At 43.0% G+C, this 15,867-nt stretch carries 13 protein-coding genes; 6 read left to right on the forward strand and 7 right to left on the reverse strand.

Features of this window, described 5'->3' with window-relative positions; all coding sequences use genetic code 11:
* Nucleotides 1-76 precede the first annotated feature (76 nt).
* Both BCT49_RS08510 and BCT49_RS08515 read left to right on the forward strand, forming a co-directional pair.
* Nucleotides 77-367, forward strand: a complete 291-nt coding sequence (locus BCT49_RS08510) for a hypothetical protein (protein WP_102434864.1) — start codon at nt 77-79, stop codon at nt 365-367.
* A 9-nt stretch (nt 368-376) separates the two neighbouring features.
* Complete coding sequence (locus tag BCT49_RS08515; protein ID WP_102434865.1) at nt 377-1,234, forward strand: EAL domain-containing protein; 858 nt, start codon at nt 377-379, stop codon at nt 1,232-1,234.
* 179 nt (nt 1,235-1,413) lie between these two features.
* On the opposite strand, the gene BCT49_RS08520 is transcribed toward BCT49_RS08515, so the two are convergent.
* The 5 genes from BCT49_RS08520 to trxB all read right to left on the reverse strand — a co-directional run bounded on the left by BCT49_RS08520 (nt 1,414) and on the right by trxB (nt 7,454).
* Nucleotides 1,414-1,761 carry a hypothetical protein gene (locus tag BCT49_RS08520; RefSeq protein ID WP_102434866.1) on the reverse strand — a complete coding sequence of 116 codons (348 nt, stop codon included), beginning with the start codon at nt 1,759-1,761 and terminating at the stop codon, nt 1,414-1,416.
* A gap of 125 nt (nt 1,762-1,886) precedes the next feature.
* On the reverse strand, nt 1,887-2,462 hold the full coding sequence (locus tag BCT49_RS08525; protein ID WP_102434867.1) for a nucleoside 2-deoxyribosyltransferase: 576 nt from the start codon (nt 2,460-2,462) through the stop codon (nt 1,887-1,889).
* Nucleotides 2,463-2,834: 372 nt separating this feature from the next.
* The gene (cydC, locus tag BCT49_RS08535; RefSeq protein ID WP_102434869.1) at nt 2,835-4,556 is read right to left on the reverse strand and encodes a heme ABC transporter ATP-binding protein/permease CydC; all 1,722 of its coding nucleotides are present in this window, start codon (nt 4,554-4,556) and stop codon (nt 2,835-2,837) included.
* A complete protein-coding gene (cydD, locus tag BCT49_RS08540) occupies nt 4,549-6,333 on the reverse strand; it encodes a heme ABC transporter permease/ATP-binding protein CydD (protein ID WP_102434870.1) in 1,785 nt (594 codons plus the stop codon). The genes cydC and cydD overlap by 8 nt, the downstream gene beginning before the upstream one ends.
* Before the next feature lie 161 nt (nt 6,334-6,494).
* On the reverse strand, nt 6,495-7,454 hold the full coding sequence (trxB, locus tag BCT49_RS08545) for a thioredoxin-disulfide reductase (protein ID WP_012603688.1): 960 nt from the start codon (nt 7,452-7,454) through the stop codon (nt 6,495-6,497).
* Between the two features lie 313 nt (nt 7,455-7,767).
* On the opposite strand from trxB, the gene BCT49_RS08550 reads away from it, so the two are divergent.
* On the forward strand, nt 7,768-8,154 hold the full coding sequence (locus BCT49_RS08550; protein ID WP_102434871.1) for a DUF6575 domain-containing protein: 387 nt from the start codon (nt 7,768-7,770) through the stop codon (nt 8,152-8,154).
* 150 nt (nt 8,155-8,304) lie between these two features.
* Here BCT49_RS08550 and BCT49_RS08555 read toward each other — a convergent pair whose 3' ends face one another.
* Nucleotides 8,305-10,866 carry an NACHT domain-containing protein gene (locus tag BCT49_RS08555; protein ID WP_102434872.1) on the reverse strand — a complete coding sequence of 854 codons (2,562 nt, stop codon included), beginning with the start codon at nt 10,864-10,866 and terminating at the stop codon, nt 8,305-8,307.
* Nucleotides 10,867-11,882: 1,016 nt separating this feature from the next.
* Here BCT49_RS08555 and BCT49_RS08560 point away from each other — a divergent pair.
* Both BCT49_RS08560 and BCT49_RS08565 read left to right on the forward strand, forming a co-directional pair.
* The gene (locus BCT49_RS08560; RefSeq protein WP_029225866.1) at nt 11,883-12,539 is read left to right on the forward strand and encodes a 2OG-Fe dioxygenase family protein; all 657 of its coding nucleotides are present in this window, start codon (nt 11,883-11,885) and stop codon (nt 12,537-12,539) included.
* Nucleotides 12,523-13,758: a cysteine desulfurase-like protein gene (locus BCT49_RS08565; RefSeq protein WP_102434873.1), complete on the forward strand. Its 1,236-nt coding sequence runs from the start codon at nt 12,523-12,525 to the stop codon at nt 13,756-13,758. Before BCT49_RS08560 ends, BCT49_RS08565 begins: the two co-directional genes overlap by 17 nt.
* Nucleotides 13,759-13,938: 180 nt before the next feature.
* Here BCT49_RS08565 and BCT49_RS08570 read toward each other — a convergent pair whose 3' ends face one another.
* On the reverse strand, nt 13,939-14,610 hold the full coding sequence (locus tag BCT49_RS08570) for a type 1 glutamine amidotransferase domain-containing protein (protein ID WP_102434874.1): 672 nt from the start codon (nt 14,608-14,610) through the stop codon (nt 13,939-13,941).
* Nucleotides 14,611-14,840: 230 nt separating this feature from the next.
* Here BCT49_RS08570 and BCT49_RS08575 point away from each other — a divergent pair, with 230 nt between their 5' ends.
* Entirely contained in the window at nt 14,841-15,725 is an 885-nt protein-coding gene (locus BCT49_RS08575) for a LysR family transcriptional regulator (RefSeq protein ID WP_102434875.1), read from the forward strand.
* The last annotated feature ends 142 nt before the right edge of the window (nt 15,726-15,867 follow it).

The raw sequence follows: 15,867 nt of genomic DNA on the forward strand, positions 1-15,867 counted from the left end.
TTAAAAACTTATTCACGGATAGAGCATCAACAGAAAAAGGGATAATCAATCGTGTTGTTTGTTTTTGGGAGTGGAAATGAAAGTTGTTTCTAAAGAAAGTGTTACACGTATTCTAGGCAGCATTGAAGAGTATAAACAACTCGCTTGCGTGGAATCGAAAGGGTTAGATGTGGTCGGTTTACTGGTGCGTCTATGCCATTTGCAGAGCAAAAAAATCTCAACCGATGATCGCCAAATCTTAGCTGATCATATTAAGGAGCTGGTGTCTGAAGAGCTCACATTTGCAAGGAATATGGAGTTAGAAGAGGCAGAGGTAATCTTATTGGATTCAATTCAGCCTCTGTGCTGTTCTAACCAAACCAAGTGAGGCTCACCTATGCTTGAGTGGAGCTCAGAGAACAATCGATATGAGATGACCATACTTGGATTCAAAGTACACAGTGTATTTCAATCCATCAGTGATGACTCTCAGACCGTGTTTGGCTATGAAGCGCTTTGCCGGATTGAGATGCAAGGTGAAAAAGTTAACATCAAGAGGTTCTTTAAAATACTCGAGGGCTTTGGTGAAAAATCAGAGTTCAGGTTTAAGTTCTTTCTGAACATCATGCATTTAAGAAATTTTAGACAATCGAGCATCTACGATCGTGATACCAAGTTATTCCTCAACGTGACACCTTGCTTCTTTAAATACTTCTCGCACGGGCATGACTTAAACAATTTATACCTTCCGTTAATCGAAGAAGAGCAGGTCGATCTCAATCAGATAGTCGTTGAAATTGTAGAAGATTACTGCCCGTTAGCGGATATCGAAAGCTTACATAAGGGCACAGAATACCTAAAGAGTATTGGCATATCGTTCGCGTTAGACGACTTTGGCACGGGTTGGTCTGGTTATAGCCGTATGGCGATAGTGCAGCCCAACTACATTAAAGTCAGCCGAGAAATGTTGCTCGAATTTGGTATGAGCGAATCAATAGAGAATAACCTGCTTGAAGAGCTGAACACCATCACTAGCCTGCAAGGGATCAAGGTGATCTTTGAGGGTATTGAAAATGTCGAAAATTATCAAACGGCGGGTCGATATGGGGCTGATTATTATCAGGGTTATTACCTAGACCTTCCTAAGCCATACCCAGTAAATCTGATAGAACAAGGTGAGACAAAGCCCGATGACAAGTTTCGGCTTAATGCTTATCTGAGTAAGAAAACAAGAGTTACGAGTAGAAGCGCTTAACTCGTAGAGTGACGGAGCTGCGTTTAAAAATAAGCCATTTTTAGATTTCCCTTAACTGAACTGCCTTTTCTTTTAGTTCACTAACCTCTCGTGTGGGAGGTTAGCTTTTTAACCTGTGAAATCGATAGGGTAGAGCACTATTTGAGTTATTTTGAATAGCAAGTCTTTGGAGGGAAGGATTATCGTTTTTGGTTTTCTACGTTGTGTTCTTTGATTAACTGGATCAATTGGCTTTTGCTGTACGTGCAATAGGCATAGAGAAACTTCTCTACTTCTTTAATCCCGACTTGATTCATCCTGCATGATAGATAATCTTCATTCTGATCAACACCGAGTTTGATGCTGTATAGCTGACATTTTCTATCAACAAAAAGGCAGGTCCCTTCACTGGTAAAAATGCTAACTGCTGCGTCTTCGCTTTGGTTAATTGAAGACCATAAATCGTCGAATGATGCCTTTATTGCATCATAGTCTTTGCGTTCCGCCACTTCATCTCTCGTAAGAGACATCATGCAAGTCTCACTCATATTTCTTCCTTAGTGTTAATAGCTTAGCGCTAATACTTTAGCGTTAGTACCTTATCGTTAATAGAAAGTCTCCCAACATTGCGAGGGTGCCGGGAGAATCATAGTCAGTCTACTTGGGTTGCGGTTTATGCTGCCTTAACGTCACTTTTTAGTTGTTCGAGGCAACGGATAAACGCACGCAAGTTACGATACACATCCGTTTGATCATAAACGACCGCAACGTTTTCTAATTCTATTGATCCTGATACCGCGTTATCGAGCATCAGGTTATCAATCAAACCGAAGTTCTCTAGCGTCATACCAATGCCATCGACATAGGTTTGGTTGTCGACTTGTTTTGCGTTTGGCAGTTGGTCGAGGTTTCGTTTCAAGAAAAGCTCTGAACTGTTGGTATACGCTAGCACAATCTTACCTAGTGCTTTGCCAAACCCCATTTCATACGCGGTACCCACATCACAACTCGCACCTCTGAAAGGCGTCATATTGGCGATCACTGCGTCACAGCTCTCAATCAACTCTTCATTTGCGCGACCGATCTTCAAACCGTTTTGTTGCGGGCTAGGTTCATTCAACTCTAAAATGTTGTCGAGAGGGAAAATGCCCTCGAACCCATAGGCTTCACAAATCTTCTTCTTCTGGTCTCCGATAGAGACTGCATCACTTAGAAATACTTCTGGTCCTGCTAGATAAATACGTTTCAACGGTTAACTCCTGATTAGCAACAGTGCTGGTGTTTGTGTTGATATTTTTATCTATTGGGTTGTTTAAGTAATAACCAAAAGTACACGGTTTGATAACGTGTGATTTTCATGTGTTTTTATATTTATGGTTCAAAGATGGGGAAGATGTTCGTTACTTTTCCTAACCCTATGATTTTGATTGTCGATTTTGGCACTAAGCCCGATATCAATAACAAATGCTGGTTAACAGGTCATAGGTTACAGGTTACAGATCGCAGTTACAGGCTCAGGTTGATAAGGGCGGAGTGGAGAGTCAAAAGTGAGAGACACAAAAAAGCCCGAGTCTAAACTCGGGCTTTGAATTGCTTATCTGTGCTGATGAAAGCGGGCTAACTAGATTGCCTGGCGAAGTTGGAAGTAACGTCCTTCTTCGTTTAACAGCTTCTCGTGAGAGCCATTTTCTACAATCTCGCCTTGTTCAATCAGAACGATAGAATCCATCGACTCTAGACCAATCAAACGGTGAGTGATGAAGATAACCGTCTTGCCTTCGAAGTGCTTCTCGAACAGCGTCATGATGCTCTGCTCAGTTTGCTTATCTAAGCCTTCTGTTGGCTCATCGAGAAGCAGGATAGGGGCATCATGAAGAATGGCACGTGCGATACCAATACGGCGCTTCTCACCTCCAGACAGTTGACGACCACCGTCACCTAACCAGCTATCAAGTGCGTTGTTCTCAAGCAACTTTTCTAGACCAACGTCTTTTAGGATGTTAGCTAAGTGATCATCGGTCGCTTCTGGTCTTGCAATCAACAAGTTGTCACGCAAAGTACCATTTAGAATGTCGACACGTTGGCTTACTACACTGATTGATTCACGAAGCTGTGATTCGTTCCACTGCGTCAGTTCAATGCCCGCGATAGAGATGTAGCCCTTTTTAGGATCCCAGTAGCGAGTCAGAAGCTGAATCAGAGTCGATTTACCAGAACCCGTTTGACCCACAATCGCAACCTTGTTCGTGGCAGGAATCGTTAGGTCAACAGCGTTCAGAACACTACGCTCAGAGTCAGGGTAGTTGAATGTCACGTTTGAGAACGTAATATCCAACGGCTTGCTGATGTCGAGTTTCTCTTCAGCAAACTGAACTTCAGGCTCCGACAGAATAACCTCATTCAAGCGACGTGCTGAAGACAGGGTTTGACCTAAGTGCTGGAACGCGCCTGCGATAGGCATCAGCAGTTCAAAACTAGCCATAGTTGCGAATGCCATTAGCGCGATGAACGGGTCTGGTGCATTACCACCCACGCCGTCAGCGGCAAGCCAAAGCATAAGAACAAGCGTCAAACCGTTGAAAAGCATCAGTGCTGCTGACGCCATACCGGTTAGGTTAGCGTTCACAAACTGATTCGCCATCAGCTTTCGTTGAGTCTCTAGAATCGCATTGCGGTAACGCTCTTCAGCACCAAACAGAGTCAGTTCGCTGTAGCCTTCAATCCAATCGAGTGCAGTCACACGAAGGTCTGCTTTGTTCTGTGTTAGTTCACCGCCGTTACGCTTGCCCAGTTTGTAGAACAAGATCGGCCAAACCACTAGCATGATCAGCAGGATAGAACCTAAGATCAAACCAAGTGAACTATCGAACCACATCAAGAACAGAGTCAGGAAGAAAATCCCGAACACACCAACCGTCACAGGGCTTACTAAGCGCAAGTATACGTGATCCATCGCGTCGACATCAGCAACCAAACGGTTGAGAAGGTCAGCATCACGAAGGTTTGAAATACGACCTGGGATCAGCGGAGCCAGTTTCTTGAAGAAGAAAATACGTAAATCGGTTAATAGTTTGAATGTTGCATTGTGGCTAACAACACGTTCACCCCAACGACCCGCAGTACGACTCATTGCCAAACCACGTACACCGCCACCCGGTAGCATGTAGTTGAAGGTTTCACGTGCAATCGTAAGGCCAGCAACCGCAGAAGCTGAAATGAACCAACCCGATAGCGTTAACAAGCCGATAGAAGCCGACAAAGTAGCAAAAGCCAATAGCATGCCTAGCGATAGGCCAAACCAATGCTTTTTATAGAGTTTCAGGTAAGGCAGTAAATCACGCATCTAAATTACCCTTATTATCTTGTTGAGCTAAGTTCGCGTTCAGCATCTCTTCGAACAAACCACCCGCAGTCGAAAGCTGAGAGTAATGACCTTGTTCAACCAAACCACCATCGCGCATCACCAGAATATTATCGACTGATTTAAGAGGTGCGAGTTGGTGCGTCACAAGTAGGGCAGTACGGCTTTCAATGTTGCTATTGATGCCTTTCATCACTAACTGTTCGCTACGAGTATCTAGGCTGGCTGTGGGTTCATCTAACAACCAGAACTGACCGTCTTGAATCATTGCACGAGCTAAAGCCAAACGTTGAGATTGACCAACAGACAGGCCGCCAGAGCGATCAGAAATCATGTAATCCAAGCCGTGCTCGTTTACAAATTCACTAGCAAATGATTGCTCAAGTGCATTCTCGACAACTTGGTCAGCGATATCGTGCTTACCCAGGGTGACGTTGTCACGAATGCTGCCGTGCAGTAGCAATGGGTTTTGGCCAACCCAGCTAATGGTTTTGCGCCATGAAGCCAAATCGAGTTCACGTAATTCAATACCATTGATTTTCAAGCTTCCTTCATAAGGCATGAAACCAAGTATGGCATTGATCAAACTTGTTTTACCCGCACCACTTGGGCCAACTAACGCAGTCGATCGGCGAGTGTTCAGTGCAAACGAGATAGGACCAACCAATTGAACACCTTCAGGGCTTAACACTTTTAGGTCGGTAGCTTCAATATTTATGCCTTGAGCCGGATCGAGCTGAGTGTCACCGGATTTAACCTTAGTGATGTCTGTTTCTAGGAACTCGACAATACTTTCGGCTGCACCAACCGCTTGTTGCTTCGCGTGGTAAAAAGTACCTAAGTCACGTAGAGGTTGGTAAAACTCTGGCGCTAAGATAAGAATGAACAAACCAGCGAATAGCGTAATGCCTGCGCCGTAATGACCAAAGTTCAGCTCACCAATATAAGTAAAGCCGAAGTAAACCGCCGTCATTGCTATTGAGATAGAGGTGAAGAATTCAAGAACCGCAGAAGACAAGAAAGCGATTTTCAACACATCCATAGTACGCGTTCTGAACACTTCAGATGCACCTTTCAATACTTCTGTTTCTGAGCTTGTTCTGTCGAATAGACGAATGGTTGTCATAGACTGAAGACGATCGTAAAAGTGACCAGAAAGACGCTGCAGCGCTTTGAAGTTTTTACGGTTGGCATCAGCGGCTTTCATGCCGACAAGTGCCATGAACATCGGTACCAGTGGTGCGGTAATCAAGAAGATCAAACCTGCTGCCCAGTTTACTGGGAACACCACCACAAGAATGATAAACGGAATCATCACTGAGAGAGACATCTGAGGTAAGTAGCGAGAGAAGAAGTCTTGCATGTCTTCTACTTGCTCTAACAACAAGGTTGCCCAAGTACCCGCAGGTTTACCTTTGATGTAGGCAGGGCCAAGCTCTCGTAACTTATCGAGAATGAGCTGCCTGATGTAAATACGAACCTGTTCACCGCAGCGATAGCCTGCGATTTCACGTCCCCATGTACACCCAGCTCGGCCAACGACCGATAATGCCAAGCCAGCGAAATGACCAACCAGTTCAGATTTATCGACATTCTCGATGATCAGCTGGTGAAGAATAGAGGCGAGAAGAGCTGCTTGAGCAATTAAAAACACGCTTGAGAGTACGCCAAGGCCAATCGCAATCATGAGCCAGCGTTTCGCTAAACTGCTCTGTTGCTTAAGCCACTTATTCAAGCTGCGTTGTTTTTTCTTATCCATTATGAAGGCTTAATGATAATTATTATTCGTTGAGGGCGGCTAGTATACAAAAGAAAGCCCAGTGGATATACCACTGGGCTCTAGGGATTTACAACAAAATGTGATGACGCCCTGCATCTATTGGTGCGAGGGCTTCGATAATCAAATCTGCAATCTCAGATTTACTTATCGTTAAGGCCATCTAGGAAGCGTTCAGCATCCAGTGCAGCCATACAACCTGTACCAGCAGAAGTGATTGCTTGGCGGTAGTTGTGGTCCATTACATCACCCGCAGCGAATACGCCTGGGATGCTGGTTTGTGTCGCGTTACCTTCAAGACCTGATTGAACGATGATGTAGTCATCTTTCATATCAACTTGTCCTTTGAAGATTTCCGTGTTCGGTTGATGACCGATAGCAATGAAAGCGCCCATTACTTCGATGTCTTCTGTTTTATCAGACTGAGTATCTTTAATACGAACGCCCGTTACGCCCATGTCGTCGCCTAGAACTTCGTCTAGCGTGCGATCAGTGTGAAGAACAATGTTGCCGTTCTCTACTTTGTCCATTAAACGTTTCACTAGAATCTTTTCAGCGCGGAACGTGTCACGGCGGTGAACTAGGTGAACTTCAGACGCGATGTTAGATAGGTAAAGTGCTTCTTCAACAGCCGTGTTACCACCACCAACAACCGCCACTTTCTGGTTGCGGTAGAAGAAACCATCACACGTTGCACAAGCAGAAACGCCACGGCCTTTGAATGCTTCTTCAGAATCTAAACCTAGGTACTTAGCTGATGCACCCGTTGAGATGATCAATGCATCACATGTGTACTCGCCAGAATCGCCTTTAAGACGGAAAGGGCGGTTTGATAGATCGACTTCGTTAATGTGGTCGAACAGGATCTCTGTTTCAAAGCGCTCTGCGTGCTCTTTCATGCGATCCATTAGAGCTGGACCCGTTAAACCTTCAGGATCACCCGGCCAGTTTTCTACTTCTGTTGTGGTTGTAAGCTGACCACCTTGCTGCATACCCGTAACAAGTACAGGGTTTAGGTTTGCACGAGCAGCGTAAACTGCAGCTGTATAGCCAGCAGGGCCAGAACCAAGAATCAATAAATTACAGTGCTTTACGTCGCTCATGAGGACTCCGAAATTGAAATTGTTTTTATTTATAATCGCTTAGGATTGTATGGAAAATATGGAGGCAATAAAAGTGTAAACAAGGGCTGAAGTGTAATTAATCGTTATACGTTAGAACTTAATGTAGACAAACGTTTTCGTAGCTTAAAGATCGGCGAAACCACCGTCTTCTTCATGGATTGTTGCTGCCGTCTTTTCGATTTCGAACGGGCATATCAAAATACACCCAATTAACTGTATATAAAAACAGTATTTAACTATAAGATTATAGGCAAGGTTTGATAGGCAACGTTAGAAAGATGAGGAACGAGCAATGAACTTACTCCCAACGGGCACACAGCTAGGCAAATTGGAACTACTGGAAGTGTATCAAGACGTTTTAGGGCCGAAGTGCTTTTCGGTTAAGAATGAAAATACCCAAAGGTTTATGGTGTATTGGAGTGGGGACTATGACAACGGCCAGTGCATTAAGTGGGCTTACATTCCGGTAACCAAGCCATTGCTAGCCAGCTTGTTAAACAAAGAAGTGAGCTTTCATGATGCGTTCCACAGTTCAGACAAGCTTTATCTAGCGACTATCTACACAAACGAAGTAGGGAAGCCCGCGAAAGTCGAACTGCTAAACACAACGAGCAAGCACTTAGTAAACTTACCGCCCGTTGATTTTGAAATCGATTTTGAAGAAGCCTGTATGTTTTAGAGGGTGCAGGCGAGTTGCGGGTTCTAAGTGCGTAATTTGGCAAAATCTTGTCAGTGATTTTGCCAAATTTGCACCCAATGAGGTACTTTTACGTGAGTAAATAACCTAATAGGCGTTATTTAAATCGCGGTTTATTCCTTGAACGAATAACTAGTACTCCAACATGTCTACTGAATCAAAGTCTTCGTAATCGATATCAAATAAAGAGCTATCAAGTTTATCTTCATGTGAAATTGCTATAGCACTTTCTAGCCTTTTAACTAAAATGTCGCGCTCCTTTACATCTCTGAATGAAATCATTTCTCTAGCCAAATTGTGACAGCTAAGCGTGAGGTCTGCATCTTGACAGATATAATCAATTAACCAGTTGATTTCGTGAGCATGCTGCGCATATAAAACTAGGCTATCATGCCACCACGGGCTTTTAAGGAAGCGGTCATAAGGCGCAGTTCTAATATGGACTAATTGTTCTGACACTAGATACTCTTGAAATCTTAAATGGCCGAAACCAAAAGTACCATTAGGATTAACTAGAAGGATTTCACAAGGGCTACACAATTCTTTAAAAATAAATGTAGGATCACTACCTGTTGGCAGAACAGTGGCCAAAATTGAGATAATGTCTTCGCGTTCTAATTCTCTTCTGTCATCAAGGTGCATTTGATAAGCAAGCTGCCTAATTGCGTTAAGTATAACTTCAGGTGCAGTAACCATTCGGTTTACTCCCTTGAACTTGTCAAACATGCCACTTAGCAATTCAAATCGCTTTTTGTATAACTGTGCTTCAGTTGCGGGTAATGGGACGTTGGAGCCTTGTAATGTAGCCATGATCGTAGCAGACAATGGATTTGTAACGACTTGATCTAATCCCGAGTATTTTCCTAAGTGGTTCATTATTTCATTTACTTTACTGTAATCATTTTCAAACCACTTGAGGAAGAACTCTCGCTTTTGCGAACTGTCGAATGGTAATAAACTAACGTTAACGAAATTCAACTTCTCAACATCTTCGACAGTGAAGCGTGATGAGGTGATCACTTGGCAATGAGGATACAATTTGACAAATTCGCAAAGCTTATCAACCACCCATTGATGTTGGCTAATTGCTTCATCTACACTATCTAACACAATGCAAGTTTCATTGCTTGATATATGTTTTCTAAACGATTGAATCGAGAATGTAAAAGATTGAAGCTTGTTGAGATAAGCCCAAACTCCATAAACAATATCTTTGTCTTCTGAAACTTTCGCTAAGTTTGCTAGTTCGTTCAAAGTCATGAATATTGTCAATCGAGAATCATTGTTTTCGATTAATTTTGAGGTATAAACTTGTAGATTCGTCGTTTTTCCTGACCCCGCATCTCCAAGAACTAACGTATTCATTTTGGTATCAAAGACTTGATGAATTGATAGTTTTACTAGTGTTTTCTGGGATGAGTTCTTGTTCTCACTAATCTCGAAGTAAGAACTATATTTATCGATAATCTTGATTAAGAAATTAACGTTCTGGCTTTCTTGTAGGTAGTTTTTGACATCACGAAGGTTATCTTGCTTTTTAGCCATGCGTTGCAAGTTATCATGCCTTTCTTTGTAAGCTTGGACAATTTTATCTCCGCTAAAAGGCAACTCATGGTAAACAGGGAGTTCTGCTACTTTACTTCTGATCTCAATTCGTTCTTCATCCGATTGTTTTCGCTTTGAGAACAGTCCTTGTAGCTCAGAGATCAATTCCATAAACGCCATATAATCATCATTAGGTATCGATGAAACGTCTCTAAACCCGTTGAAGCAGAAATCTTCTAATGAATCGAAAGAACGACCATGTGGAAAGTAAGCTACGAAGCGAGAAGATTTTATTCGGTCCTGGATGGACTGACCGCAAGTGGCAATTACATCGCTCTCAACGTTGTCGGTATAAAGCAAGTTTTGACGATATGTAAGCTCTTCCTCAATTTTTTCAAGCAAAGTGTTATCGTGCCAGGTACTCCCAAACTTATCAAAAAACTCCGAGTTCAACTTATGAAGCTCTTCGGCTTGAATGTAGTTATTGAGACGAAAAGATTTGTCCGGCTTGGCGTTGAATTCACTATTAATTAATTTGTCAGTTTTCTTATTACCAATCGATAGTTGAGTTTCACAGTATATATCGCAGATCTGTTTGTTATCTTTAAACGATAAAGCATCCATCAAAGCGTTATTGGTTAGGTTTGTCTTGAGCGCATCTCCAATAGCGGAGTTGTCTCCACTAATAAAACTCAATTTTTCTGGGATGTATTGCTCAACTAGTAGAAGAAGTTTCTTGCCATCGATTATTGATACGTTCAGGTTTTCTAGAGTTTTCATGGCACCGTGGTGAGTATCATAAACTTTCTCTGGAATCTCGTAAGAAGTTATAAATACTTTTTTAGAAAAGTATACTTCTTGGAGGCTAGTAGGACAGACTGCGGCTTCATCTCGCATTTGACTCAATTGATTGACAAGCTGCTGGAAACTGTTTGAATTTGAATTGGACGTCACTACTTTTCTTTTTACTTGAACACCAATATATTCGGGCTCATCCAGTGGGTTTTTATAATAGACGATTAAATCACGGCCTTTTTCATTAGCCCCACCTGTAAAGCAAACTCTGCACCCATACATCCGTTCAAATAAGGGAACGATCACTTCTCTAGTTAAATCATTTTCTTGTATTTTACCGAGTTTATTTAGCATTAGGATCATACTTTGGTCAGTTAGTTCTTATTGCGTTATGCTACGTTAAATAATTATGAATACAAACAGTTAATTAGCATATGTGCACTACTACTAGTTCCTTATTAAAACTTGCATGGTGACATGCGAATTTATCCCGTGACATAGAACGATGATTCGCAGATAACAGTGCTATAAGAATGGATGGTTTTTTGTGGGCAAACGCCCATGAATAGCATGTGAATTAGTATTTATTCTGTGTAATTTAACGACATAACCATTAAAAAACCTTCCTAAAACTAGGAGGAATCCCCTTGTCGATGATTTCGAAGTTACCTTTATTGTGACAGTCGATTTAAAACGCTTCATGCTTTGGTTGCCAGAAGCCAATAAGTAAATTCCCTTCTCAGTATTCCACTTCAAACGCTTGATCGATACAGCACAGGTTAAATTAGGCGAATGCCGTTTGAAGCTGCGTATTATCGTCACTCGGTTATGTTATTGAATATAACGATAGGTATTTGAGGGCGGCCGAGTTCCCCCCGAACTCGACCTGTTCCAGACGCGCAAGCAAAGGCGTTTGGTTTCTGGCTTAGTCATAAATTAACCAATTTCAGTTTGTTGTGTAAATAATCAATAGCTTGGCAACTGATAGGTAGGTCGTATTTTGCTGTGCAAAAGCATAGAAATGAATGATGGCGAGAGTGAGGGCTGAACTCATGCAAGGAGGCTGACGTATTGAAGTGCAAGGGCTGACACAATATGAAACATAGCTTGCTAGTTTATAATATCGTTAAATTTAAATTTGTAGGGATTTATAACTAGCTAGTGGAGTGTGCTAGTTTTAAGAGTTGGTCATCTTTTATTCTGGTGTTATACACTGCTTTTGAATTTCAAGTTGGATTTAGTGTCTGAATTATTAAATCTGACGGGATAAATGATTGTTTAATGTTGATTTGACAAGATCTTCAAGTATCCTTTATGTAAACAAAACGTTAAATATCGAAAGTAAATTAACAATCATTAAGGAGTCGATGATGTTACATGCTCACGAAAATACCCTACATATTACCCACCTCAGTAACCACGCGGTTGAGGAGTTGTCACCATCATTCTCTAAGCTACCAAGCACAGAGCATGCGGATGGCCAGTTTCGATTGAGAAGGTACTCGGTGGTTCAATTCAGTAATGGACAAGTCGTTGAGCAAGACAAACATAACTTTGTTCAGTCTGAAAACATTAATCACTTTCAAGGTGACGTTGTTCGTCAGTTCGAGCCGATTGAAGCGAATATTCTAAGCAGTGAAGGCATGCAAGAAATGTGTGAACTGTTTATTGAAACCAACGGACTTGAAGACGGGCAAGAAATCGAAATCCATCAAATCCGAATTGCCGCTATTTTTGAAGAGACTCAGGTTGCTCCCGAAGGTGTGCACCAAGACGGTTTTGACCATATCGCTTTAATTGGTGTGAACCGACACAACATTGTGGGTGGCGAAATCATGTTGTACCAAGACTCACACGAAGCACCATTCTTTAGAAAAGTGTTAGGCGATGGTGAGGTTGCGATGCTGGCAGACAGTAAGCTTTGGCACAATGCACAGCCGATTCGTACCATAGACCACGATGAGATGGGCTATATGGATGTGTTTGTTCTAACGGCTAAGGATGCGCGCAATGTCCTTCACTCTTAATGATGTACGCCAACAGTTTAGTGCTTTAGGCCAATATCATAATGGCAAGCCTGTGACCTTTTTTGATGGGCCAGGTGGATCTCAAGTGCCTGAGAATGTTTTAGCTTCGATGACGGAATACCTAGGGCATTTCAATTCAAACCTAGGCGGTCACTATTTTTCTAGCCAAAAGACCACGAGCTTAATGCAGCAAGCACGAGAAGCGGCGCAAGCACTGCTTAATGCGGAGTCTTCTGGCAACGTTGTGTTCGGTGCGAACATGACATCGTTGACCTTCCAACTTAGCCGAGCGATCAGTCGCGATTGGAAAGAGGGCGATGAAGTTATCGTCACTGCGTTAGACCATTACTCAAATGTATCGAGCTGGCAGCAAGCGGCAGACGACAAAGGCGCGATTGTTCGCCAAGTTCGTGTAGACGAGTCGGATTGCAGTTTGGATATGGCGCACTTTGAATCGCTACTTAACGAGAAAACCAAGCTTGTTGCAGTGACTTTTGCTTCGAACACGACAGGCTCTATTGTCGACATGACGAAAGTTATCGAGCTTGCACATCAGCATGGTGCGCAGGTTTATGTTGATGCGGTTCATTACGCGCCACACCACTTGATTGATGTTCAGCAACTGAATTGTGACTTCTTAGCGTGCTCGGCTTATAAGTTCTTCGGCCCTCATGTTGGCATTGCTTATGTTGCGCCTCAATGGCTGCATACTTTAAAGCCTTACAAGGTAGAGCCTGCAACCAATATTGGCCCAGGTCGATTTGAAACAGGAACACAGAGCTTTGAAGGCCTTGCTGGTGTGATTGCGGCGGTGGATTACTTGGCACAACTAGGTGATCCAGCAGATTCATTGCGTTCTCGTTTAGAGCAAAGTTACGCGCTGTATAACAAGCACGAGAGCCAACTCAGTGAATACTTCCTTAAACGCTTGGCCGATCTTGAAGGGGCAAAGCTTTATGGGAAAACCGAGTTTGATTCGAACCTAAGAACTCCAACGTTTGCGATTACCTTTGATAACCATTCTCCAGAGTTCATCGCTAAGAAGCTGGGTGAGCATAATATCTGTGTGTGGAATGGACACTTCTACGCATTAGGTTTGGTGAAGCAATTGGTTATTGAAGAGCAGGGCGTGGTGCGTATTGGTTGTATGCATTACAACTCGATTGAAGAGATCGACTTGCTGTTCAATGTGCTTGAAGGGATCTTGCGAAGCCACTAGCAGAAGTAATTAGCAAGAAGTCACTAGCACTTAATAGCTACAGAATTAGAAAAGAGCATACTTCTCTCAATAATATTGAGTAGGAAGTATGCTCTTTTTGTTTCATGAACTTATATCTGTTTAGCAAAGTCTATTAAGACTAAAGCCGCTAATAGCTAATCGAAAAAGTCCGTGATTTAGTTAAGACAGATGCTTAACGAGAGTTGCACCTACTGCGTGAGCACTGGTTGGGTTCTGACCGGTAATCACTCGCTCATCAACAATCACAAGCTCTTGCCAAGGTTGAACTTTGTTGAAACGCGCTGCGCTGCGAGCAAGCGACTCTTCCAGTAGGAATGGAATGTCGTTGATGGTGCCAAAGTCGATCTCTTCTTCACGTGTAAAGCCAGTCACCGATTTAGAGCTTAGTAGCTTTTCGCCATTACTCAGGACAATCGGAAGCAGGGCTGCTGGGCCGTGACATACTGATGCGATCAAACCGCCATCTTCATAATGCTTAGCGGCAATCGTTGCGAATTGCTCGTCGGTCGCTAAGTCAGAAAGTAGGCCGAATCCACCTGGGTAGAAAATAGCATCGTAGCTTTCTACGTTAATTTGGCTTACAGGAATTGTATTGTTGATGCGGTTCTGGAAGTCATCATCAGCTAAGATTTCAGCATTTACTGAATCACCTTCAATATCGGTTCCATACAGTGGGCCTTTACCACCCTTGATAGAAGCGATGTCGTACTCAAAACCAGCGGCAATGATCTCTTTCAATGCATGAGTCAATTCTGGAGCGTAAGTACCGTTCGCTTGGTCTGTATCGCCTAGTGTTGCGTGGTTAGTCACTGGGATTAGTATTTTTTTCATGATTCGTTCCTTCAGGGCTGATGTTTGTCTAAGCATAGTTGAATTGCTGATGTCGTTATATTAATTGCAAATCGTATGGGTGATAATATAAGTAATAAGCAAAACATTATTGCTATATAGCAATAGTTGAATGTGAAGATATGAATGAGTCGGGTTTGAACTCGTGGAGTGCGAACTTGTGGGACGCAAACTGGCTAGACGCGAATTAGCTAGATGTAATCAGGTGATGTATGGATAGCTTTGAAGGTATTAATGAATTTGTGGCGGTTGCAGAGTGCCACGGCTTTTCTGCGGCAGCAAAACAATTGGGTTGCAGCACCAGCCATGTCAGCCGCCAAGTATCGAGACTAGAAGAACGGGTAGGCGTGGCGTTGTTGGCGCGTTCAACACGTATGGTGAGTTTGACCGAGTCTGGGCATACCTATTATCAGCAATGCAAAGATCTGGTTATCGGGCTGCAGCAGGCGAATGAACAAGTCACGTCTCAACAAGCTCAGTTGAGCGGTACCTTGCGTGTGAGTGCAGCGGGTGCGTTTGCCGAGAATCATGTCGCAGCGGCGCTGATGGAATTTGCCAAAGACCACCCGGATCTGACTATCGAAATGAACTTCAATACCAACATGGTTAACTTCATCGAAGATGGTATCGACTTCGCGATTCGTTATGGTCGGTTAGATGATTCTGGTTTGGTGGCAAGGAAGCTGGTGGATCGTCCGATGGCAGCGGCCGCGAGTCAGGATTACATCGACCAATTTGGTTGTCCAACCCAGCCTGAGCAGTTGAAGCTACACAGTTGTATTATTGCCAACAGTGATCAGTGGCTGTTTGAGAAAGATGGAAAGCCGTTAAATGCAGTAAGAGTGCATGGACGTTGGAAGAGCAATAATTCGAGCGCGGTACTTAAAGCTTGTGAAGAGGGACTTGGCATTGTTTACCTTCCTAAAAGCAGCTTCAATGGCGGCCTTACCAATGGAAAATTGGTGCCAGTGTTAGAAGAATATTGGGGAGCAGGAACAAGCAGTTGGATCGTATATCAAAACCGTCGCTTCCTGCCACAGAGAGCACGACTTGCGATTGATTTCTTAGTCTCTTATTTTTCCGATTGGAATGAATAACGCGCGCAGGTTTAAAAGAATAGCGAACAAGTTTGAGGCGGTGAACATAAGAGTGCTAACTCAGCTCAAAGCCAAAAGTAGAAAAAGGTAATACTTACATTGATATAGGTTATCTATTTGTGTTTTTTGACGCGAATAATAG

Origin of the sequence: Vibrio lentus (assembly GCF_002875945.1) — a bacterium.
Classification (GTDB): Bacteria; Pseudomonadota; Gammaproteobacteria; order Enterobacterales; family Vibrionaceae; genus Vibrio; species Vibrio apostichopi.